Annotated in this window: 21 protein-coding genes; 13 read left to right on the top strand and 8 right to left on the bottom strand. The window is 32.9% G+C overall.

The window, feature by feature from the left end; genetic code table 11:
• Window positions 1–10: 10 nt before the first annotated feature.
• Genes rpoC through AAGG74_RS18170 form a run of 4 tightly spaced genes read left to right on the top strand, consistent with a single transcriptional unit; the run spans window position 11 to window position 5432 of the window.
• Window positions 11–3595 carry a DNA-directed RNA polymerase subunit beta' gene (rpoC, locus tag AAGG74_RS18185; RefSeq protein ID WP_429676627.1) on the top strand — a complete coding sequence of 1195 codons (3585 nt, stop codon included), beginning with the start codon at window positions 11–13 and terminating at the stop codon, window positions 3593–3595.
• Between the two features lie 50 nt (window positions 3596–3645).
• Complete coding sequence (locus tag AAGG74_RS18180) at window positions 3646–4587, top strand: DNA-directed RNA polymerase subunit alpha (RefSeq protein ID WP_429676626.1); 942 nt, start codon at window positions 3646–3648, stop codon at window positions 4585–4587.
• Between the two features lie 51 nt (window positions 4588–4638).
• On the top strand, window positions 4639–4884 hold the full coding sequence (locus AAGG74_RS18175) for a poly(ADP-ribose) glycohydrolase domain-containing protein (RefSeq protein ID WP_429676625.1): 246 nt from the start codon (window positions 4639–4641) through the stop codon (window positions 4882–4884).
• A gap of 2 nt (window positions 4885–4886) precedes the next feature.
• A complete protein-coding gene (locus AAGG74_RS18170) occupies window positions 4887–5432 on the top strand; it encodes a TIGR02452 family protein (RefSeq protein WP_429676866.1) in 546 nt (181 codons plus the stop codon).
• A 150-nt stretch (window positions 5433–5582) separates the two neighbouring features.
• Here the strand turns inward: AAGG74_RS18170 and AAGG74_RS18165 are convergent, their stop codons facing one another.
• Both AAGG74_RS18165 and AAGG74_RS18160 read right to left on the bottom strand, forming a co-directional pair.
• Window positions 5583–6023, bottom strand: coding sequence for a hypothetical protein (locus AAGG74_RS18165; RefSeq protein ID WP_429676624.1), 441 nt, complete (start codon window positions 6021–6023; stop codon window positions 5583–5585).
• Window positions 6024–6032: 9 nt separating this feature from the next.
• The gene (locus AAGG74_RS18160) at window positions 6033–7079 is read right to left on the bottom strand and encodes a site-2 protease family protein (protein WP_429676623.1); all 1047 of its coding nucleotides are present in this window, start codon (window positions 7077–7079) and stop codon (window positions 6033–6035) included.
• A gap of 153 nt (window positions 7080–7232) precedes the next feature.
• Between AAGG74_RS18160 and AAGG74_RS18155 the strand changes: the two genes are divergently transcribed.
• Window positions 7233–8522 carry a serine hydrolase gene (locus AAGG74_RS18155; protein WP_429676622.1) on the top strand — a complete coding sequence of 430 codons (1290 nt, stop codon included), beginning with the start codon at window positions 7233–7235 and terminating at the stop codon, window positions 8520–8522.
• A gap of 47 nt (window positions 8523–8569) precedes the next feature.
• On the opposite strand, the gene AAGG74_RS18150 is transcribed toward AAGG74_RS18155, so the two are convergent.
• Window positions 8570–9043 (bottom strand): GreA/GreB family elongation factor, encoded by a 474-nt coding sequence (locus AAGG74_RS18150; protein WP_429676621.1) that lies wholly within the window; start codon window positions 9041–9043, stop codon window positions 8570–8572.
• 158 nt (window positions 9044–9201) lie between these two features.
• Between AAGG74_RS18150 and AAGG74_RS18145 the strand changes: the two genes are divergently transcribed.
• Window positions 9202–10035, top strand: coding sequence for a hypothetical protein (locus tag AAGG74_RS18145; RefSeq protein ID WP_429676620.1), 834 nt, complete (start codon window positions 9202–9204; stop codon window positions 10033–10035).
• 20 nt (window positions 10036–10055) lie between these two features.
• Here the strand turns inward: AAGG74_RS18145 and AAGG74_RS18140 are convergent, their stop codons facing one another.
• Window positions 10056–10973: a hypothetical protein gene (locus AAGG74_RS18140; protein WP_429676619.1), complete on the bottom strand. Its 918-nt coding sequence runs from the start codon at window positions 10971–10973 to the stop codon at window positions 10056–10058.
• Window positions 10974–11042: 69 nt separating this feature from the next.
• Here AAGG74_RS18140 and AAGG74_RS18135 point away from each other — a divergent pair, with 69 nt between their 5' ends.
• Together AAGG74_RS18135 and AAGG74_RS18130 are read left to right on the top strand one after the other, a co-directional pair.
• Window positions 11043–11582 carry a hypothetical protein gene (locus AAGG74_RS18135; RefSeq protein WP_429676618.1) on the top strand — a complete coding sequence of 180 codons (540 nt, stop codon included), beginning with the start codon at window positions 11043–11045 and terminating at the stop codon, window positions 11580–11582.
• Window positions 11560–12717, top strand: a complete 1158-nt coding sequence (locus AAGG74_RS18130) for a YfbR-like 5'-deoxynucleotidase (protein WP_429676617.1) — start codon at window positions 11560–11562, stop codon at window positions 12715–12717. Before AAGG74_RS18135 ends, AAGG74_RS18130 begins: the two co-directional genes overlap by 23 nt.
• Before the next feature lie 220 nt (window positions 12718–12937).
• On the opposite strand, the gene AAGG74_RS18125 is transcribed toward AAGG74_RS18130, so the two are convergent.
• Window positions 12938–13744, bottom strand: coding sequence for a 5'-3' exonuclease (locus AAGG74_RS18125; protein WP_429676616.1), 807 nt, complete (start codon window positions 13742–13744; stop codon window positions 12938–12940).
• A 226-nt stretch (window positions 13745–13970) separates the two neighbouring features.
• On the opposite strand from AAGG74_RS18125, the gene AAGG74_RS18120 reads away from it, so the two are divergent.
• Both AAGG74_RS18120 and AAGG74_RS18115 read left to right on the top strand, forming a co-directional pair.
• Window positions 13971–15953: a chemotaxis protein CheW gene (locus AAGG74_RS18120; protein ID WP_429676615.1), complete on the top strand. Its 1983-nt coding sequence runs from the start codon at window positions 13971–13973 to the stop codon at window positions 15951–15953.
• A 12-nt stretch (window positions 15954–15965) separates the two neighbouring features.
• Window positions 15966–16370 (top strand): chemotaxis protein CheW, encoded by a 405-nt coding sequence (locus tag AAGG74_RS18115; RefSeq protein ID WP_429676614.1) that lies wholly within the window; start codon window positions 15966–15968, stop codon window positions 16368–16370.
• A 32-nt stretch (window positions 16371–16402) separates the two neighbouring features.
• On the opposite strand, the gene AAGG74_RS18110 is transcribed toward AAGG74_RS18115, so the two are convergent.
• Window positions 16403–18100 carry a FapA family protein gene (locus tag AAGG74_RS18110; protein WP_429676613.1) on the bottom strand — a complete coding sequence of 566 codons (1698 nt, stop codon included), beginning with the start codon at window positions 18098–18100 and terminating at the stop codon, window positions 16403–16405.
• Between the two features lie 74 nt (window positions 18101–18174).
• Here AAGG74_RS18110 and AAGG74_RS18105 point away from each other — a divergent pair, with 74 nt between their 5' ends.
• Window positions 18175–18969 carry a CheR family methyltransferase gene (locus tag AAGG74_RS18105; RefSeq protein ID WP_429676612.1) on the top strand — a complete coding sequence of 265 codons (795 nt, stop codon included), beginning with the start codon at window positions 18175–18177 and terminating at the stop codon, window positions 18967–18969.
• Window positions 18970–18992: 23 nt separating this feature from the next.
• Here AAGG74_RS18105 and AAGG74_RS18100 read toward each other — a convergent pair whose 3' ends face one another.
• Window positions 18993–19352 carry a response regulator gene (locus tag AAGG74_RS18100; protein WP_429676611.1) on the bottom strand — a complete coding sequence of 120 codons (360 nt, stop codon included), beginning with the start codon at window positions 19350–19352 and terminating at the stop codon, window positions 18993–18995.
• Window positions 19353–19370: 18 nt separating this feature from the next.
• Window positions 19371–19964, bottom strand: coding sequence for a flagellar motor switch phosphatase FliY (fliY, locus tag AAGG74_RS18095; RefSeq protein WP_429676610.1), 594 nt, complete (start codon window positions 19962–19964; stop codon window positions 19371–19373).
• A gap of 95 nt (window positions 19965–20059) precedes the next feature.
• Between fliY and cheB the strand changes: the two genes are divergently transcribed.
• Together cheB and AAGG74_RS18085 are read left to right on the top strand one after the other, a co-directional pair.
• Window positions 20060–21106 (top strand): chemotaxis-specific protein-glutamate methyltransferase CheB, encoded by a 1047-nt coding sequence (cheB, locus tag AAGG74_RS18090; protein WP_429676609.1) that lies wholly within the window; start codon window positions 20060–20062, stop codon window positions 21104–21106.
• Between the two features lie 58 nt (window positions 21107–21164).
• A complete protein-coding gene (locus AAGG74_RS18085; protein WP_429676608.1) occupies window positions 21165–23144 on the top strand; it encodes a methyl-accepting chemotaxis protein in 1980 nt (659 codons plus the stop codon).
• Window positions 23145–23261 lie beyond the last annotated feature (117 nt).

Here is a 23261-nt window from a genome sequence, read left to right as displayed (position 1 = left end):
GAGGAAAACTATGAGTATACTAAACAGAATTGACAATATTCCTATTAAAATAGCTTCTCCGGAAAAGATTATGGAGGAATGGTCTTTTGGAGAGGTAAAAAAACCCGAAACAATTAATTATAGAACCCATAAACCTGAGAAGGGTGGATTGTTCTGTGAGCGTATATTTGGACCAGTGAAGGATAACCAATGTTCTTCTCATTGCGGTTATTATAAAAAGGATAGACATATTGGAAAAGTATGTCCTAAATGTGGCGTGGAAGTAACTTTGTCTCGTGTTCGTCGAGAAAGATTTGGTCATATTAAACTCGAAGCTCCAGTTGCTCATTTTTGGTTTTTCAGAGGAAAAGACAACTATATATCCACGATTCTAGGATTAACAAGAGATAGCCTACAAAGAGTTATCTACTGTGATAGCCGGATAGTAATAGATCCTGGGGATACTGAGTTAGAATACCTGCAATTGTTATCTGAAACTGAGTATGCAAAAGCCTTAGATCATTACACTGAAGAAAATGGTTATGTTATTGGATTTAAAGCAGGAATCGGAGCACAAGTAATAAGAGATTTACTCGAAAATATTGATTTAGAAGAACTAGAACGAGAGTTAAAAAAACGGCTAGAAGTCGAAAAATCTCAACAAAATCGAAAATCTTTGGAAAAAAGATTGAAAGTTGTGCAAGCTTTTAGCCGTTCTGGAAATCGTCCAGAGTGGATGATTTTATTGGGATTGCCAGTTTTACCTCCTGAGCTAAGACCAATGGTACAAATAGATGGAGGACGATTTGCAAGCAGTGATTTAAACGATCTTTATCGACGTGTTATTAATAGAAATATTCGTTTGAAAAGGCTTAAAGAAATGGGAGCACCAGGGATCGTTATCGAAAATGAGATGCGTATGTTGCAGGAAGCTGTAGACACTTTGATCGCAAATCAAAAAACACGCAGGCCGGTTACTGGTCCAGGTAATAGACCTTTAAAATCCCTAGAAGATTCTTTGAAGGGAAAACAAGGGCGATTCCGACAAAACTTGCTAGGAAAACGTGTAGATTATTCTGGCCGTTCAGTTATCATATCTGGACCGAAATTAAGAATGCATCAATGTGGTATTCCTCGTAAAATGGCAATTGAATTATTTAAGCCATTTGTTATGTATCAATTAATGCAGCAGAAAAAAGCATTGAATATTAAAAATGCTAAAAATAAAATTGAAAACGGGCATCCAGATGTATGGCCTATTTTAAAAGAAATAACGAAGAACCATCCTGTTTTATTGAATCGCGCGCCTACTCTTCATAAATTGTCTATTCAGGCTTTCGAACCGGTTATTATCGAAGGAAACGCTATTCAGTTGCACCCTCTTGCAACAGGAGCTTTTAACGCAGATTTCGATGGTGATCAGATGGCAGTACATATTCCTTTGTCTAGAAAAGCACAACTTGAAGCTAGAATATTAATGCTTTCAACCGAAAATTTAATTCACCCACAAAACGGAAAAGCGATTAAAACTCCTTCGCAAGATATGGTTCTCGGGCTTCACTATCTATCAATTGAAAAAGATGGCGAAAAGGGAGAGGGGAAGTTTTTCAGCAGCGAAGATGAAGTGGTCCGTGCATATGAAGCTGGTTGGGTTACATTACAATCTAAGATCATTTTAGATGTTAGAAACCACTCTAAAATAAAGGGATATAAATACCTTGTTACCACTCCAGGAAAAGTCATATTTAATAGAGAGATGCCTCAGTCATTAGTTTACCTAAATGACTCTAAGATTGTATTGCCTCAGCCTGAAGGCTTATTCAACAACATTGGAGAAGCAGTAAATTGTATTCCTAGCAAACAAAATACTCCATTTGATAAAAAGTTCTTAGGGAAAATCATTGATTTTGCTTTTGATACGATTAGCAAGGAAGATACCGTGAATCTTCACGATGCAATGATGGATTTAGGATTTAAATACGCTATGAAAGGTGGGTTGACGATTTCGTTATTCGATATCGAAACCCCTAAAGAGAAAGAATCGTTATTAAAAGAAGCTGAAGAAAAAGTAAGTAAGGTTAAGAAATTGTACGCCTATGGATTCATTACAAATCAATATCGATATAAAGAAGTAGTTAAAATTTGGGGTAAGGTTTCTGAGTCCCTAGCAAAAATCGCTTATGACAACCTTATGGAAGATCCATCGAACTCGATCGCTATGATGATGGGTTCAGGTGCCCGTGGTAGCAATGCTCAATATCGTCAGCTAGCTGCAATGAGGGGGCTGATGGCAGATCCATCTGGGAAAACCATCGAGAGACCTATTTTATCAAACTTTACCGAAGGGTTAAGTGTTAATGAATACTTTATTTCTACTCACGGTAGTCGGAAGGGTATGGTTGATACCGCTCTAAAAACAGCTAACTCTGGTTATTTAACGAGAAGAATGGTTGATGTTGCTCAAGATGTTGTCGTTACTGAAATTGATTGTAAAACGGATGAATTTGTTACTGTGGAATCCATCAAGCCAAATGTTATGTCATTGGAAGAAAGACTGTATGGACGCTTTTTAGCAGAAGAGGTTTATGATGACAATGGTGAATTAATCGCTTCTCGTGATGAAATAATAACTGTTCAAAAAGCAGAAAAAATTGCAGCACTAAAAGATAAGGTGAAAATCCGAAATGTTGTTACTTGTGGATCTAAACGAGGAGTTTGCCAAAAATGTTACGGTATGGATCCTGCTACAAGAAAACTTGTTAATGTTGGTCAACCAGTAGGGGTTATTGCTGCACAATCGATAGGTGAACCAGGAACGCAGTTAACAATGAGAACTTTCCATACAGGAGGGGTAGCTGGCGAAGGGGATATCACCCAAGGTTTACCTCGTATAGAAGAAATTTTTGAGGCTCGGAAACTAACAGGACCGCAAGATAAAAAGGCTGTATTATCTGAAATTGACGGTCAAGTTAGCATCAATGAGAAAGGAATACTAAAAGAAGTAACAATTAAGCCAAATGATCCCGAAATGGAATCTGTTGTCTATACAATTCCGTATGGTTATGGATTGATGGTAGAGGATGGACAAAGCATAGAAAAAGGGATTGCATTAACATCCGGACCAGTGAGTCCTCACGAATTATTGAACGTTAGAGATATGGAAACAGTAAGAAAATATATTGTTGATGAAGTTCAAAAGGTATACAAATCTCAAGGGGTTACGATTTCAGATAAACATATAGAGATCATTGCTAGACAAATGACTAAACGTGTTATTGTTCGGGACCCTGGCGGATCTAATTTACCGATTGGAAGATTGATTGATCGAAGTAGATTAAAAAAATTAAATGCGAAGTTGGAAAAAGATAGGAAGAAAGAAATTGAAGTGAAAGAAAAAGTGCAAGGGATCACAGAAGCTTCGTTATCAGTTGATTCATTTTTGTCAGCATCGAGTTTTGAAAGAACTTCTGAAATACTTTCTGAAGCTTCAATTAGAGGGAAAATAGATAAAATAAGAGGATTAAAGGAATCGGTTATTGTAGGAAAATTAATTCCTGCTGGTACAGGATATTATGAATATAAAAGAAATAAAGAAAAAGGAAATCGAGACAAATAAAAGCGGGGAAACCCGCTTTTAAACATATTGTGTATGGAGGTAAATTTAGTTTGTATAACTTGAATTTTAAAAAAATTGATGTGCTCGTAGACAAAGAAAAATCAAAGGGGAATTACGCTAGAATATTTGTTGAACCGCTAGAATTAGGTTACTCGCTTACTATCGGAACCGCACTCAGAAGAGTTATGCTGGGTTCGATGCCCGGGACTAGTGTAGTTGGATTTCGTATGGAAGGTGTCACTCACGAGTTAATGACAATGCCTGGTACAGCAACAGATGCTGTTGAGTTAATTAGTAATCTAAAGAAACTTAAATTTGATTTAGAAGAAGATGTTTTAGAAAAAGTCGTGTTTAAAGCGAAAAAGCCGGGAATTTATAAAGCAGATAGCTTAAAACTACCTAAAGGGATTGAATTGAGGACTCCGGATGTTGAATTGGTTAATGTAACTGGTGAAAAGGAAGTAGTAATTGAAATCTTTGTGAAAAAGGGTAGAGGGTACGTGCAAGCAAAAGATCATCAGGATATAAAAGTGGAAGGTATTATAAAAATAGATGGCCTTTTCTCTCCTGTTCATAGAGTAGGGGTTTCATCGGAAGAGATACTTGTCGGAGATACAGCGACTGATGAAAGATTAATATTGGATGTAGAAACTTACGAAAACATTGATGCAAGAGAATCTGTGTTGTTAGCAAGTAAGATTTTAGAAACTCATTTTGCAGCATTTGGGGATATGACAGAAAAACTTTCAGAGTATGAAATAATTAAAGAAAAAGAGAAAGAAGTAGAAAGCATCAATAATATGACGATTGAAGAATTAAAACTTTCTGTTCGCTCATCTAATGCTTTACGGGATCATAGTATCCGTACAGTTGGAGAACTTCGTAAAATGAATGAAGTTGAATTGAATGATGTTAAAAATATGGGCAAGAAATCTGTTACTGAAGTTAAGGAGAAACTTGCTCAACTGGGAATTACATTAGGTGATTATTAAAAAATTAAGCCCGTATTAGTTAATACGGGCTTTTTATTTTGGGGAATAAGAATGTATAAAAAAGAACAACTACAGAAACTAGGGGAAGAAACTGTTGATATCCTAAAAAAAGGTAAATTCAAAACAAAAAATAAAACAATTGATATTAAGGATCATATTGAGAATATGATTGATAATACTAAACTTTATAGACCAAAAGATGGCGCAAAGTTAATAAATGAATTATCCGGTAATCCGGAAAATCAGACTGTTTTTGAAGTTGTGAATGACACGACGCTCTCTGTTTGTAGAAATTAACAATAAGCGGTACTTCAAAGGTATTAGCTTTGAATTTCGCTTCGGCCAAAAATCCTGGAGGAGGATTTTTAAGGGGAAGCAATGCTCAAGAAGAAAGTCTTGCTAGATCATCTGGGCTATACGTTTCGATTTCTACTCAACAAAAAATGTATGAGGAAAGCAAAAAGTGTAAAAATGCTATGTATACAGATTATATGATTTATTCTCCCGATGTACCTGTTTTTAGAGATGATGATGGAGGATTAATAGAACCATATAATGTATCCTTCATTACTTCTCCAGCTGTTAATACTGGTATAGTGAAAAGTAGAGATAAACATATTACTCAATATCACATTGATATTGTAATGAAAAAAAGAATTGAAAAAATATTAGCTGCTGCCATAGTTAATGGACATAAACATATTGTTTTGGGTGCTTTTGGATGCGGAGTGTTTAAGAACAGTCCTGAAATAGTGGCAAAGTATTTTGATGAAATTCTAATTAAGGGCCCGAGATTTAAAACAAATTCAAAAAAGTTGTATTTGCTGTTTTGGATTCAAGCGTAAATAAAAGAATAATCGGTCCATTCAAAAAAAATTTGCTCAGTAAATGAGATCAAAACAAATAAGAACTTACTGTTAATATTATTTGATAAAGAAACTCTCAGGATAATAACTGAGAGTTTTTTTGTTACTACGAGAAAGCATCGTGATTAGTCAGAGATCTTTCTTTTGAAAAATTTCGTTTTCGGGCGAGCTCTTACTATGTTCATCTTCTGATTTTTTTAAAATCATAAACTTTAAACGTGTAAACCAATCCTCTTCTTTTTGTTTGGAATATATAAGAGGATATAAACTTAGTGCATCTTCTTTTTTTAGTTGATAAAAACTGACAACTACCCATTCACCTTTAGAAATTCTCGGATTATTTACAATGTTATTAAATGACTCCTCTACAGTTGGATAAGTGGTGTGTTGGCCATTTGGTATGTATTTTAAAAATACATAAAAATATAAATTAAAGTGCAAGAACGCTATAGCTTCGTCTTTGTGTCTTGCTGAATCATATATTGGGTTTCTGTCTAATAGAGGAAGAATAACTTGGCTTCTATACTTATCTGCTTTGAGATAGTCTTCAAATTTTAATATTTTTTTCATTTAAACCTCCTACATTAGCCTTCCAACGATTCTACTTATATCTAAAAAGAATGTTGTGATAAATAAACCAATCATTAAAGCGAAACAAATTACATCTAAATATTTAGTGCTAATACTTCTCTTTCCGCGTAATAAGCAAATGATATCGATTACTATTTTTCCGCCATCAGTAACTGTTAGAGGGAGTAAAAGATTAGCAGCACCTAAAGCAATGTTTATCAAAACGAGAATACTAAAGAACTTTTCGAAAACAGGAACCGTTTGTTGTATGGCGTCGATAGTCCCGATCGGGCCATTAAAGTCTTTTATATTCAAGTGCATTAAAACTTCGAAAAACGCCGAAGTATAAGATTTAAACAAATTCAAAAAGCTTTCAGATGTGTGTATTAAGCCTTCCCATACTGTCATACTGAATGTTACTCCTATTTTATTATTGCTGTTTTGGACACATTCTTTCTTAACTTCTTTTTCGTTTTTCCAAGTAATACACAAGTTATCTTGTGACTTAATATATTGAGAGAGATTGTTTACATTTCCGATTTCTTTATCATTAAATTTTAGAATGTTATCCTGCGGTTTTATCCCAACAGAATCTGCTATTGATTTCTCTTGCACATATATTACTTTCCCGTCTTTGTGCAAGGACATATATGGTGTTAAAAGAGAAAATAATAATATAAAGGCTAAAATGAAATTACCTATGGGGCCTGAAATGGCGATGAAAATTCTTTTTAATGGATGTATTTTCAGATAGTCTCCTTTTAATTCATAGTCTCCTTTTTCGTTTATCACTGGTCTTTCAAATAATACATAGCCACCTAAAGGTAAAACTTTAATATGGTAACTGATTTCATCTAAATTGAATTTTTCTGATCCTTTTTTAGGCAGAAAATAAAATTTTCTTTTTTGATATACGATAAGACTCTTGCCAAATCCAATCGAAAACTCTTTGGGCTTAATTCCTACTAGTCTTGCGGCGATGTAATGAAAGAGCTCGTGAAAGAAAATGATAAACCCAAATGAAAAGATGGCAACAAGTATATTTATTGCTGTCAAATAAATCCCTCCTAAATCTCTTTTATCGTGTTAGAGATTTGTTTTCCTAATCCTTTTGTTACCGATTAATAGGTTTTTTAGATTTAAAGTTTAGAAAGGGATATTTAAAAAACAAAAAAATAATTTATGTATCGAAATTAGGAGGAAAACGATGTGAAAAAATGGATAGGATCTATACTTATAGCAGGTTTGATTGTTCAGATTGTTCAATCTAGTCTAGGTATTACAAGTGTAAAAGCGGAAGAAAACAATAATATAAATCAAGAAGTTGAAAAAAATGAACCTTCGATTATTGGTACGAATGGAGCGGTCATTGATGCTTACTCAGGTAAATTTTTATATACAAAAAATGAAAACGAAAAGGCTTATCCAGCCAGTATAACTAAGGTTTTAACGGCTATTTTGATAAAGGAAAATCTAAAAAATGATGATACGATCACTTTTAGTAAAAGAGCAGCTAGTCAAGAACCTAGTAACCAACAAATTCTTTATAAAGAAGGGGAAAAAATATCTGTTGATGATGCTCTAGAATCTCTGATGATTATAAGTTCAAATGATGTTGCATTTGCTCTCGCAGAAGCTGTAGCTGGATCTGTTGAAAAATTTGCTGATATGATGAATGAAAAGGCTAAAGAATTAGGAGCTACAAATACACATTTTGAAACTCCGAATGGCTTGCCTAACGAAAAGCATTTTACTACTGCTCACGATATGGCGTTGTTTGGAAGAGAAATTCTAAAATATCCAGATATCGTTGAAAAGATGGGGCAAAGAGAAGCTGTTATCAAGACTAATGAAAGAACTGTCACTATTAAATCACCAAATAATATTCCGGAAGAAAACCCTAACGCAATCGGAGGGAAAACTGGTTATACGGATGCAGCGCAGCATACCCTTATCGAAATATTAAAAAAGGGGGATAAAAAAGTGATTGCTGTGACTATGCACTCTACGAAGTCTGGTAAGTACTCGGATATTAATGTTATGAGTGATTATGCCTTTTCGAAAATTCAAACTAAAAAGTTGTTTGAAAAAGGAGAAGTGTATCACATTTTTGAGATGAACGATAAAGAATTTCCTCTTACTCTTAAAGAAGACGCTGTGATTTCCTACGTAGGAAATGAAGGTAAATTCACTCAGTCGATTAAGTGGAATACTAGTAAAAAAGAGTATAAAGCGGGAGAAACTGTGGCCTGGTTAATTGTTAAAAGTAATGGTAAACAAGTTGGAAAATTCGCTTTAAAGACAAATAAAAAATTCGCACCAAATACTGTGGATAAAGATAAAAAAAGTATGGGCATAACTGATGAAGCTAGCCCAGCGTTTCCATCTAACTCTCATACTTCATATGTCTGGACAATTGCTATAATATTTCTTGTACCGTTATTCACTTTTTTATTTCTTAATGTGATGATGAATAAAAAGAAAAAAAGATCTTTTTAGTCAATTGAATAGAAAAAGGCGCTTGGGATTTTGCAAGCGCCTTTTTGTTAATCAATAGTATTGATTTTAAAAGATAAAATTCCTAATGAAGATTCGTTGGCTTCGTAAGAAAATGTATCTCCAACTCTTTTTCCTAGGAGAGAAGCGCCTAATTTTGAGCCAATATCTACCTCATCGACTCCATTTCCATCTTGGCCAATTAGTGTGAATTTATATTCTTCGTTATCTCCATTTAAGGATTTTATAGTGATTTCATTACCTAACTCAACAACGTCATTTTTACCACTATGTTTAATAATTTTGGCGAATTTAATAGTTCTTTCGATGTTCTGAAGTTCAGTTTCAAGTTGTCCCTGTTCCTCTTTTGCTGCGTGATACTCTGCGTTTTCGGATAAATCCCCAAATCCTCTGGCGATGTCAATTTGTTCTGCTATTCTAGGCCTTTCTTCTTCAATAATTTGTTTCTTTCTTCGAATCAATTCATCATATTGAGCTTGAGTTAAATGTATTGTTTCTTTCATAATTTCCTCCTCCAAAAAAACATAAAAAAACCTTGAAAAAATAAACCAATTGAATTTAATAAGCTTAGTAATTTAGACAACTAAGTTTGTATTTTATTAAAAAAAAGAGCAATCCTTTTAATAATGTCTAATATTTAAAACAAGAGGGGGGTGAATAAATGTTCTATGCGCTAATGGTTATTGAATTGATACTGATAGGTTCGTCATTTTTCTTATGGTATCAACTTAATAAAGAGGGAATAATAATATCATCAGAAGAAGAATTTGCTATCCCGCAAAAACCAATAAAAAGAAACAAATCAAGACCAGTGAAAAAATCTAAACAGTTCCAGGAAAGCAAAAGAAATGGAAGTAAACATAAAGCTAGAGATGATGAATTTGAAGCTGAAAATATGGATTGGGAGTTCGGGATGGTGGAAAGAGATAGAGGGGCTTATGAAGAAAAAAAGGAAATGGACGATATGTTCGGTTTTAGGCCTTCTCCTTCAAAAGATGAACTTGCCAAAACATCTAAACCAAACGAATCTAAAAAAACTTCTAAGAACGATAGTATAGATGATATATATGGAGAATTGTTCAGTGATGAGGAAAAGGAATCTTTAGATGAATTCACTCCTACGATTAATAAAGACAATGAACCAATAAAGAACAAACAAGTAAATCGAGATCATAATGATTTTAACGAAAGCATTTTTGCAGATGATCAAAAAGATAATCAGGACGAATTTGATTTCCTGAATAAATATGATTTTGAATCTAATAACGAAGAAACTTTAGATGACGAAATATTTGAACGGGCAAGGAAAAACAAGAAGAATAATTTTGATGATGATTCAGATTTATTGTTTGGAGATACAGAAGAGGACGAACTCGATTTCGCACCAAATAAAAGAGAAATTAAAGACAATTCAAAGCGTTCATTAATTGATGCAGAAGATGATGAAATTTTTTCAAGATTTGAAAGTCTTAAAAATAAATTAGAAGAAAAATAAAACCTATCACTCGATAGGTTTTATTTTTGTTTATGTTTCCCTAAGAATTCTTTTATCTTTGTTTTATCATCTTGGAATTGATATCTCTTTAATAAAATCAAGAATGGCAGCTTTCGTGGATGGATCATTAATTTATCTGTTTTTAGATAGGGGAGATATTCCTGAATTTCTTCGATTAATTTGTTGGAAAGGTGATGAAGTTGAATGAATTCGATTATTGTTCCTTTTCCTAATAAATAACTTAAATAGATTAGTCTGGCACTTATATTTTGATTGTAAGTTGGGATTATTAAATCTTTCATTTTTTTTAAATTGGGATTTGGAGAAATAAGGCCAATACTTTCGTAATAATAGAGAGCTTTGATGATGTGCTTTCCCTTTAATATTTCATAAGCCTCTTTTTGAAGCCTTCCTTCCGAAATTTTTTCAAAATAAGAGGAAGACTCTTTTAGATCATTTAACAAATCTTCAGACCAATTAAGGTTATAGCAGCTAATGAAGCGAAAAGCTCTAACCATAGAATGAGGACTGAAATTTAGGGTTTCCCAAATATTTCTCATAGGTCTAAGAATTCTTAGGTATAAATCTTTAGAAGCAGTTGATTGAGCTATTAAAGTATGCCCGTCAAAATAAAATGAATTAATCGTAAAATCTCTGTCCTTTAATTTGTCCTCAAACTCACTTTCAGTGCACGAACTAAAATCAAATTGAATCCCTTTGTATTGCATCCTACATATACCTAGAGTAAGTCCCTGGTCAGTCCAATTAACTTTGGGGAAAATCTCTTTCAATTTCTCCAAAGAGCAGCTAGTCAAGAGATCAACGTCATTAAACTCATATCCAAGTAGTTTGTTTCTAATATAGCCGCCAACAATGTATGTTTTTCCGTGCTGCTGGCATCTAAATAATACTTCTTTAATTATTTGTTCTTTATCCAATAAAAACGCCTCCTTATAAAGGAATTAGATGTCGTATTTCTAACGAAGGGGATATGGGGTGATTGAAAAATGAAATATTGGAAAACCTTTTATTTTATTGCGGTTAGTTTATTGATTTATGGTTGTGTTCTCTCATTAGGCAAAGGTTTTGATGTTATAAAAGTTTTAAATACGACTTTAGGAGAGGTATACTTATTTGCATTGTTTATTGCAACGTTTGTTTATATGTTTTTTGTCGGAAGAAAAAAACAACAAACGCAGAAAATACGATTTGAAAACTTAAATATAGATAAAGAGCTCTTTGAAGCCTGGGTTTCTAATGTAATTAAATGTGATGAAAAGTCAAAAAACATATCAATTGAATATGAAATATCTGAAGCTCTAGAATCCAAAGTGTTAACTGTTCAATTGAATGTTTTAGACTTAGAAGCAGTGAATGTAGGAGACGCAATAAATGAAATTAAGGAGAAGTTTGATAAAAGCTTGAAAAGTCATTTTGATGGATTGTTAAAAGAAGAAATAAAAATTGAATTTGAGATTATTAAAAAGAAAGAAAACGTCTTAAAGCAAAAGGAGGAGGAGGTAAGTGACAAGACCGAAAAACAGTGAGTTGTTTCATATTTTTTACAGACTTTCTGTAGTCCCCAGGTGGGAAGACTTTTCTCCAAAATATAACGATTCGACTGCTAGTCACAGCTATAGAGTAGCTGTGCTTTCTTTGTTAATTGGATTAATAGAAAAAGAAAAACATAACAGAAAATTGGACATTGAAAGAATCTTAGGAAGGGCCATTTTTCACGATTTCAATGAAGTAATTAATGGCCCCATAAAACACAGAACTAAAAAGAATAAAATAGTGCATAATTTCATTAATGAAATCGAGAAAGTAGCGTCAGAAGATATTGCAAGCTTTGTTTCAAAATCTCTAAAAGGATATTTTTATGACTACATTGTTAATGCAGAAGACGGTACAGAGGAAGGAAGAATTGTTGATCTGGCAGATACGTTCGATGTCTTCTTGTTTAGTGCGAGGGAAGTAAAAGCGTTAAATAAAATTCATTTTCAAGATTTCTATAGAAATTCTAAAAAAACACTTTTAAACAGTGAATTCAAATCTATCCGAGAGTTAGTGGCGGAATTTGAAAAAAATGATAGTCCAACTAGAAAGTTATTAAATGCAGTATTGCGTATGGACCAAATAAATAGATGGTCAGGAAGATTTAATACGTTTCCAGATAACGATGCTACACATACATTCAGAGCAGCTGCAATGGGAATTTTCTTCGCGTTGTATGAAAAGGAAAAGCACGGAATAGAAATTGATCTACAGAGATTAGTTGGGAAAATATTATTCCACGATTTGCCAGAAGCAATTTCTGGAGATGTTAATGGTCCTGTTAAACATCAAAGTAAAGAAATCAAGGAAGCATTTGAAGAGTATGAAAGAAAAGTTGCAAAAGACATATTAAAATGGGTTCCGGATTCAATTAAGGGTGATATAGAGGATTATCTAATATATCCTAAAGATGCAACCAAAGAAGGAATTAGGGTGGATATAGTGGATAAAATAGATGGATTATTAAAGTGTTTATTGGAAATGAAAAGAAACTCTAGAGAATATGAGTTGGCATATAAAAGACAGTTGGATTCAATCCAAGGAAAGTTTTTTGATTATCCGTCTATAAAGTTCTTTTTATCAACTATACTTCACGATTTATATTTTGCATCTGAGTTCGAAAAATAAAAAACAGAGGCTAAACTCTGTTTTTTAAATTGAAAGAGATTTGAATTCTAATTCTTTGAATATTTTATTGCCACCTTCTTTATTGAACCTGAAAGAAAGTGATTCTATGTCTAACTCTTGAAAACCAGGTACATTTGATTCAATTGTTGCTAATTGTTTGCTTAGGAGTGCAATGTCTTTGTTTAACAACATTTTTTCAGGATCGACTCGTTTTATTTGTTTATCTAAAAGGATTTTTTTTAAATTCTTTTGAGTCATATTGATTCAATTGATCATAAAAATTTTCGATCGTTTTGTAATGCTGAAGAATTGGTATAGCAGTTTTTTCCCCCATTTTATCTATTCCGGGGATTGAATCGCTTTTATCTCCTGTAAGACCTTTTAAGTCAATTAATTGTATTGGATCCAATCCGTAAATTATCCTAAACGCTTCTAGTGAAAAAGGAAAATAATTAACAGGAGCGTGTTTACGATCACTATCAAGTTCCGTAATTTGCAAGAAAAATTTACTGACTTGTTTGGTATTCAGCCATACTGTAGTGTTTGAGTCAATTAGCTGTAAAGCGTCTCGATCTTTTGTAAGAATAAAAATTTTATTTTCATTAGAGAATCTTTTTGAAATTGCCCCCAGTAAATCGTCGGCTTCATAGTTTTCTTTTTTAAATTGAGGAACTCCCATATAATCTAAAACCTTCTGCATTAATGGAAATTGTGAACTTAATTGAAGAGGAGTATCTTTCCGATGTGATTTATAACCAGGATATAGTTTTCTTCTGAATGTTTCTCTAGAGATGTCCCAACACACCGCCAAGTATTCCGGATTATAATCATTTACTAACCTTAAAATAGTTTTTGCCATATTAAAAACACCGTTTGTATAATCCCCTGTTGATGTTTGCAATAGATCTTCTTTAAGTGCTTTTTTCTTTTCTTCTTCGCTTTTAGCAAATCTATAACTTGCTGGCAAATTCCCATAAAAATGAGTACTTAACATAGACGAACCGTCTATTAAAAATATTCTGTTCAACAATAACACCACCTATATTTTAAATATGTTTATTTGATTTTATTATCATTTTTTTGTAAAACGAAAAAAACAAAAAAGAATATAGATAAGATACCTGCTTTCGAAACAAAATTCTTTCAAATATTTTAGGATTTAACACAAATATGTGGTATAAGTTCTAAGATTCAGAGAGGATTTTGCTTGGAAGCAAGATGCCTTTCATATTATAAGGGGTGAAGTGTATCTGATGGATACTAATGAGTATTTAGATATGTTCCTTGAGGAAAGTGAAGACCATTTGAGAGAAATGTCTGATCAAATGATGAAATTTGAGCAGGAACCAAACAATCTAGAAATTGTGGCAGTAATGTTTAGAGCTGCGCATACACTAAAGGGTATGGCCGGAACAATGGGATTCGAGAGAACCCAAAAATTAACTCATACAATCGAAAATATGATGGATGCTATTAGAAATGGTGAAGTTGAACCCACACAAGAGACAATCGATTTTATGTTTAAAGGCATAGATAAATTAGAAGTATTGATAAATGAAATTAAAGATACTGGTGCAGAAGTATCTGGTATTGATGATCTAGTAAATGTAGAAGTTAAAACATCTAGTCAAAAAAATCAAAATGAAAAAGAAATTGTTCTTTCTAGCCTAGAAAAGGATGCTGTTGTAGTTGCGAAAGAAAGTAATCAGAATGTATTCCAAATTAAATTTGAATTGCGTGAAGATTGCCTGTTAAAAGCTGTCAGGGTACATATGTTTTTCAAGGAAATGAACAATTTAGGTGAGATTATAAAAACAGATACAGAAGAAGAAGAGCTTGAGAAAGAAGAGTTTAGTGGAATTTTGAATTTGATATTTGTAACAAATGAGCAGAAAGAAACTATTGAGGATTTGATTAATAAATTATCTGAAGTTAAAGAAATAACAGTGACGGAATGGAAAGATAATGATGAGAGAAAAGAAGATAATAATCAGAATTCGAAAGACGCGGATAATAAAGAAGAGAATACTGAAAATACAAAAACTGAATCTCAAACCTCTCCGAAAAAAGAAAGTACTCAAGATAGCCACAAAAAACAATCTCAATCTATTCGAGTAAATCTGGATAAAATTGAATATTTAATGGGTCTCTTTGAAGAATTTATCGTGGAAAAGGGACGTTTACAAAACATCGATAAAAGAATGAAAGACCCAGAACTCTCCGAGTCGTTTGAAAGATTATCTAGAGTATCAACAGAAATGCAAACAAGTTTGCTTTCAATGCGTATGATACCACTAGATACAATATTTAATCGTTTTCCTAGAATGGTTAGAAGTACCTCTAAAGATTTGGGGAAAAATATCAAGTTTATTATTGAAGGTGCAGAAACCGAACTAGATCGAACTGTTGTTGAAGAATTAGGAGATCCGCTGGTTCATTTATTAAGAAACTCATTAGACCACGGAGTGGAGATGCCTGAAGTTCGTAAAGAAAGAGGAAAAAGTGAGCAAGGAACAATACTATTGAAAGCATATCATCGAGGCAACGAAGCTGTTATTGAAATTAAAGATGATGGTAACGGAATAAATGTGGAGAAAATTAAACAAAAAATATTAAAAGAAAACTCTCTTACAGAGAAAGAGATAGAACTGTTAACTGAAGATCAAATCATTCAATATATTTTCTCGTCTGGAATGAGTACTGCTGAAAAAATCACTAATCTAAGTGGACGAGGAGTAGGGCTAGATGTAGTTAAAACTAAAATTGAATCTCTAGGTGGTTCGGTAAGGGTTGAAACGAAAGAAGGCGTAGGAACAACGTTTGTAATTGTTTTGCCTTTGACGTTGTCTATTATTCAAGCATTATTGGTTAAAGAAAGTAATCAAACTTTTGCTGTACCTTTATCTAATGTTGTGGAGACAATTTCTGTTCAAGAGGAGCAAATTAAAGAGTTAATGGGACGTAAAGTTTTATATTATCGAGAAGAAATATTAAATACACATAGATACGGAGAGTTATTTGGTTACAGTGAACCAACTGGTAACTTGTACGCCTTAATTATTCAAAATTCATATCAACGTTACGCATTATTAGTTAGTGACATTGTTGGTCAACAAGAAATAGTTCTTAAACCATTACAAGGATATACTCAAAACTCTAAAGGTGTAACAGGAGCTACGGTATTGGGTGATGGTAGCGTTTCGTTCGTCTTTGACGTGAACATTTTTCAAAAATAGAGGTGTGATTATATGAAAGTTTTAACGTTTTATTTAGAAGAGAAGAAATATGGTGTTTCGATTGAACATATTATTACAATAGAAAAAAATGATCGTGAAATAACTGAAATTCCTAATGCGCATAATGCAATTAGAGGAGTTGTAAACGTTCGAAGTAAGATTTGTCCTGTAATCGATTTGAAAATGGTGGTTCAAAATATTGAGAATGAAATAGATGACACAAAAAAATTGATATTATTTGAAATTGCTGAAAAGAGTGGGGCGCTTCTCGTTGATGATACTGATAATATAATGGATGTTGAACAAGAACATATAGAAGATTTTGATAATGGAGACGTAAAAGCAAAAGTTGTTAATCAAGAGGGCGATGTATATGTATTAATTGAAATGGAAGATTTCGATAATCTTCTTAACTAAAAAAAACGGCATAAGCCGTTTTTTTTAGTTTCTTAGTTTTTCGGTATGTTTTTTGTTTCATAAACAACATTTTTTTCGTCATCAATTGCTGCGTATTTCTTATCTCCTATTTGAATTAAGCTGTCGCTTCCTAATGCATCTATTTTGACATAACCGCTGCTTTTTTTCACATAAAGTTTCATATCTTGTTGTGTGCCAGGTTTAAACTCTCCGACTTCAATATATTGTTCGGCTACAATTTGTGTAGATAAGCTTTTACCACTAATTTCAACGGATTCATTAGATTCTATGATTGTTTGGAAAGTTCCTGTTCCGTTTATTTTTATTTTGTTGTATCCGAATAAGTGAGAGCTGTTTGCGCTGCCGGTTTCCAGCAAACCTAAATCGTCTTTAAGATGTTCTTTTGATTCCTCTATAATTGCATAAAACTTCTCCATTTCTAAACGTATATCTTCAGTGTTTGATTGATCATTTAAAACAGTTTTTGTTCCTTGTTTGCATATATCCATAAATTTATCAAACAATTGCTGGATTTCGGGGCTACCGAATTGCTGAATTAAAGATAGGAAAGGATCAATAGATTGTTGAATAGAATTGAATTCACTTTTTGCTAATTCTAATGATTTTGTTTTTTCTTCATAGTCAAAGCCATCTTCTGCTGTAAAGCTACTTTCAAACATTACTCTTTCTAAAACTTCGAGATATTGTAAACTATAAGTTTCTACTTGCTTGGCAGAAGTTTTTGAAAAACCAGAATATATAACGGATTGATCTGCATTTCCTTTGATAACAATGTTTCCGTCGGCGAATACATAGGATTCAAATACTCCACCTAGGACGGTTAAATTTCCTGTGCATTTTATTTGCCCGCCTTCTTTAATATCTCCGTTAATAACGACATCCCCATCATACTCTACTAATCCGTCTTCATAAGTTAATGTTTTTTCGACATTTTGTTCTTCGATTATATTGATTGAATATGGTGTATAGACCAATCTTCCGTTTTTAAGGCTCATCAAACCTCTATCTTCTACTAATACATTTTCGCCAATGTCCGGGAAAAACGTTAAGTCTTCGGGTTCAATTTTGATTCCATAAATATCGAATCCAGGTTCTCCTGGTGTTTCGTCTACATATTCAGCGAAAAATTGATTTTCTTTTATCTGTTTGCCGTTTTCGACTAAATTTAATAACTCAAATCTGGCTGGTTTTCCTGGGATTGATTCTCTTGAAGTAACAACTGGTAAGGTAATATTTTCTTCGCTAACACAGATCTGATGGATATTATCGTTATTGAATACTCCATTGAACCCTTGTTTTTTCAAAAAGGATTCAACTTCATCGAAGGCAATAGGAGATGGATGTAGATTTAATTCTTTAATAAATAGTTTGGGATTGTGTTCAAATTCGCTTATAGGATTGAACTGATATCCTTTTCCTAATGTGATAGTTTTCTGAAGTAGAGCCTCTTCATTGTTTTCATCAGTGAAGACTTCGAACTTAAAGGAAGGTTCAACAACAATGTTATCTCTATAGGAAATAGAGATCTTGTCAGTTGAACTAAATTCAACTTCATTTTTTACTGGTGACTCGTTAACTAATACAGATGCATAATCATTTTCCTGGATTGTAATTTTTGCTGGTTTATCTGGGTCTTCAAAATAAAACTTGTTATGCAAAAACTTGACCTTAGAAAATTTATCGGTCTCAGATTTTGAGAACCATTTCATCGTTTTTCACCCCCGATTGAAAAGGGAAATTCTTTTGCTAGCTGAATGGTTAGATAGCAAAGGAGGAATTGCATTTGGATACACCAAATTATCAATACTTTATTCAAGAATTCAAGAAAATATCCAAAATAGATTTGACGTCATATAAAGATGACCAAATGGTAAGAAGATTAGAGAATTTCATTAAAAACAATGAATTTAAGGACTTTAAAGACCTTGCTGATAATCTAAAAATAAATAAATCATTAGTCGAAAAACTAAAAGGATACATTACGATTAACGTTACTGAATTTTTAAGAAATGAAAAGATGTGGGATGATTTTTATAAACTTGCTATACCGATGATATCGAAAGGGAAAAGAAAAATTAAACTTTGGAGTGCTGCTTGCTCGTCAGGAGAGGAACCGTATACAATCGCTATATTATTAAAGGAAAATTTTCCGTCTCTGGATTTCGAGATTATTGCTACAGACTTGGACGAAACTATACTTGAAAAAGCGAAAGAAGGCAAATATAGAATCGAAAATTTAAAAGGGGTATTTTCTAAAGGAGTAATTGATAAATACTTTGATCAATTGGATACTAATACGATACAAGTTAAAAATGAAATAAAGCGAAAAATAAAATTCGAAAAACATAATCTGTTAGAAGATTTATATCCTAAATTTTTAGATATGATTGTTTGCCGAAATGTGCTCATTTATTTTAAAGAAGATGCAAAACAAAAAATTTATGATCGATTTTGTGCAAATCTAAATGATCAAGGGATTATTTTTATTGGAGCTACTGAACAAATATTTAAGCCAGAACAACATCATCTGAAAATCGTTAAATCTTTCTTTTATCAAAAACAAAAAGAGGGCATTTAAGCCCTCTTGATATTGATAAGAAATTAAAAATTTTTTGAGAATACTTCTAATACACGATCTGGTTTAAAAGGTTTGATGATAAATTCTTTTGCACCAGTTTCAATTGCTTGTTGCACCATATTTTGTTGGCCCATAGCTGAACACATAATAACTACAGCGTCTGGATTGATGGCTAAAATATCTGATAAAGCTTCTATGCCGTTCTTTTCTGGCATAGTGATGTCCATAGTTACGTAGTCAGGATTTAGCTCCTGATATTTTTCAACGGCGTCCACACCGTTTACTGCTTCGCCAACTACTTCAAAACCATTTTTCTTCAGAATATCTCCAAGCATTTTTCTCATAAAAGCTGTATCATCAACTATTAAAACTTTTTTTGACATAATAATCACCTCTTTTAATTAAATACCTAGCAATTCACTAGCTAGCTGTTTGGCAAACGGAATATTGATAATTTGCATTAAATTTGAATGAATGACATCTCCAACTTTTAAATCAAATGTAACTTTAATCAGTTGTTTGTCAGTAAATAACTCACCAAGTGTATGGGCAGTGTCCAGATCAGTATAAACAGTGTTCGGTGGATTGATATCGATTTGCAAATTCAGAAATTCAGACATCGATGTAGAAGCAGCGCCCATCATTTGGTTCATTGCTTCTTGTACTGCGCTAAGTTCAAATTCGCCTAGTTCCACTTGTTCGACTTTTCCTTCACCGCCCATCATTAAATCAGCAATGATGGCTGCATCTCTTGGTTCTAACATTAAGACATTGTGACCTTCTAGACCTTCAGCGTATTCGATTTCCACTAATACGTATGGATTTGGAAAAGATTTCAACAAATCTTCTTTATCTACGATCTCAACTTTTGGCGTAGATATATCTATATCTTGGTTTACTATTACGCTCAAAGCCGTACTAGCGTTTCCAAACGTGATATTTCCAAGTTCGCTTACTAAGTCCAAGAATTCATTTTGAAAACTTTTGTTTGACATTTAATCACCCCTTTATGTTTTGATCTTGAGATATAGTAATCAAAAAAAATAAAAAGTAAAAAAATATTCCACATTTTTTTTAGGGAGGGAAATGAATGATACGCCTTATGCTAGTAGATGATTCTAAGTTTATGAGGACATTTACAAAAAATTTAATTATGGAAGATGGTGAAATTCAGGTTGTTAAAGAAGCAAAAAATGGTGAGGATGCGCTTCAACAAATAACAAATGATATTGATGTTGTATTGCTAGATATTGAAATGCCGAAGCTAACTGGCCTAGAGGTTTTAGAAAGATGGAATAAAGAGAACATAGAAATACCGGTGATTATGTTTAGTTCTTTGACGAGAAAAGGAGCTGAAGAAACAATTAAAGCACTGGACTTAGGTGCTTTTGATTTTATTGAAAAGCCTCATAATCCAATTCTTCTAAATAAGAAAAAGGATGAGATTATCTCAAAAATAAAAATGGCCAGTAATCAAACTAAAAGAAAAAGGCGGCTTCCATCCAATAATGCAATAGTAACTGCTCAACCAATAACGAAGCGTAACACTTCAAGTGAAATTTCTTCTAGTATTAAAAATTTGGTATTAATAGGATGTTCTACGGGCGGACCAAAAGCTCTTAAAGAGATTATTCCTATGTTCCCAGGGAATTTAAATGCTGCTATTTTGATTGTGCAACATATGCCAAGTGGGGGATATACAAAATCTTTAGCTGATTCTTTGAATAAAACATCACAATTAAATGTGTATGAAGCTCAAAATGGACAAACGGTTGAAAATGGTTGTGTGTATATAGCCCCAGGAGGGAAACAGATGAAAATTAATCTTTCTGGTAACATCGTTTTAACGGATGATTCGCCAGAGAATGGTCACGCTCCATCAGTTGATTATATGTTCAGAGAGGTTTTTAAGAAAAAAGGTAATTATAATTTGGTACCAGTTGTGTTGACTGGAATGGGCGGGGACGGTTCCAAGGAATCTTTAAGATTGTCAAAAGGAGGCCTTGAGATAATTGTAGAATCAGAAAATACGTGTGTCGTTTTTGGTATGCCTAAGAAAGTAATTGAAAGTGGGGCTAAAAATATTGCATTAGATTTAGAAAAGATCCCTAATAAAATAATTGAAAAATTGAAATAAAAATAATTGACAAATTGTAATTTACTAAATATAAATTCCAGAAAGGGGTGATAGAATAGTGTTGTTTAAAAAAGTGAATTTGAGGCAAAAGATGTTAGCTCTCGTCTCGGTTGTAGTGATAGTACCTGTTGTATCAATTGTTTCTATAAATGCAAAAGATACAATAAGCGATGCGAACGAGACTATGAAAAAAGATGCAAAAGATACAATTGGAACTTTTAATGGTGTACTTGATATTCAGTTTAGCAGTCTCAAAACTGCTGTTGAAAATGCTTCAAAAAAGTTGAATATGTATACCTCTCCTGAAAGTAAGACATTAATTGAACAAAGAATTAATAGTTTAGGTGAAGGTGACAATAATATATTAAATGCCTTTGTTGGTTATGATACTAAAGAAATGATTAATACGACTGGTGCTATGGATAAAGATTATGATCCCACCACTAGAGACTGGTATAAACAAGCTAAGGAGAACTCCGGAAAAGTCATTATAACAGCTCCATATAAAAGTGCATCTTCAGGAAAAATGGTTGTTACGATAGCTAAAGAAACTCCTGATAAAAGAGGGGTTGCGGGTATAAATGTTAACATCGATGCTATCTCTACTTTGGTAAGTAATATGCATATAGGGAACACAGGTTTTGCTTATCTCATAGATGAAAATGGAAACGTTATTTCATTTAAAGGATACTCTGCGGGTGATAATGTTAAAGACAAATCAGGATTAAAAAATATGTTTGAAAATGAAAAAGGGGAATTTGATTACACTGCTAAAAAAGAAAACCGAAAAGCTGTGTATGATAAAAATAAAGAAACTGGTTGGGTTATAGGCGGCGTGATCAATAAACAAGACATAAAAGATCAGGCAATGCCTTCTGTATATAAAGGAATCATTGCTGGAGTTATTTTTCTGATTTTGGCATTAGGTGCATCTTATCTATTTATTTTGAAAATGGTTAAACCAATAAATGAATTGAAAAAAGTGGCTGAAAAAGTAACAAATGGAGACTTAAGAGAGAAAGTCAGTGTTACCACTAGAGATGAAGTTGGGGATTTAGGTAACCAATTCAACAAAATGATAGATTCTTTGAGAGATATGGTTTCTTCTATGACAAATACATCTGTAAATCTTGCATCATCTTCAGAAGAATTGTCTGCAAGTACTGAAGAAAATGTAACATCTATTCGACAAATTTCTGAATCAATCCAAGAGATTTCTAATGGCTCGAACGATCAATTAAGAAGTACGAATGTCGTTTCAAAAGTTATTCACGATATTTCAGAAAGTATCAATAATATGACTTCTCACGTAGAAGGCGTGACGGATTCAACATTCGAAACATCAAATAGAGCAAATGATGGAGTAGAGGTTATTAACGAGGCTATCAAACAAATTGATGTAGTTAAAACAAGTGCTATTAATACTGAAAAGGATTTAAACGTTCTTGTAGACAAAGTGAAGGAGATATTGAAGTTTAATGCTTTAATATCTGATATATCTCAACAAACTAATCTTCTGAGTTTGAATGCTGCGATTGAGGCTAGCCACGCTGGAGATAAAGGTAAAGGGTTTGCTGTTGTAGCTGACGAAATCAGAAAACTTGCTGAACAGTCTAGAGATGCAGCTAAACAAATCGGATACTTAATCAACGATATTACGGTTTCCACTGAAAATGCTTCGAACTCAATGTCTGAAAGTGTTAAATCTGTTGAAAGCGGTAATGAAAAAGTTCTTGAAGCAGGGAAATCTTTTGAAGAGATTGTTGATAAGATTACTGATCTTTCACAAAAAATGGGGCACATTAAATCAGCTGTGGAAAATATTTCACAGGGTACTGAAGAAATGGTTCAATCATTTACTGAAATATCTAACGCTTCTGAAGAGATAACAAGTAGCATAGATAATGTTGCAAGTGTGACAGATCAACAAAGCGCTTCAATGGAGGATATATCCAAGGCTTCTGAATCTTTAACGAATATGGCCGAAGAATTGAAAGCGATGATAGCTCGATTTGAGCTAGAAGAAAATAAAAACTAAGTTTTTTAGACCCTTCATATAAAGAAGGGTCTTTTTTTATAAAAACTTTTCAGAAAACGAATATATAAATTGTTGAAAACCTTTATATATCAGTAATTGAGAAACAAATAAAATTGC

Origin of the sequence: Bacillus mexicanus, assembly GCF_050445615.1 — a bacterium.
GTDB lineage: Bacteria > Bacillota > Bacilli > Bacillales > Bacillaceae > Bacillus > Bacillus mexicanus.
Note: the sequence above shows the minus strand (reverse complement) of the source record. Positions and strands in the feature narration are given on the sequence as shown.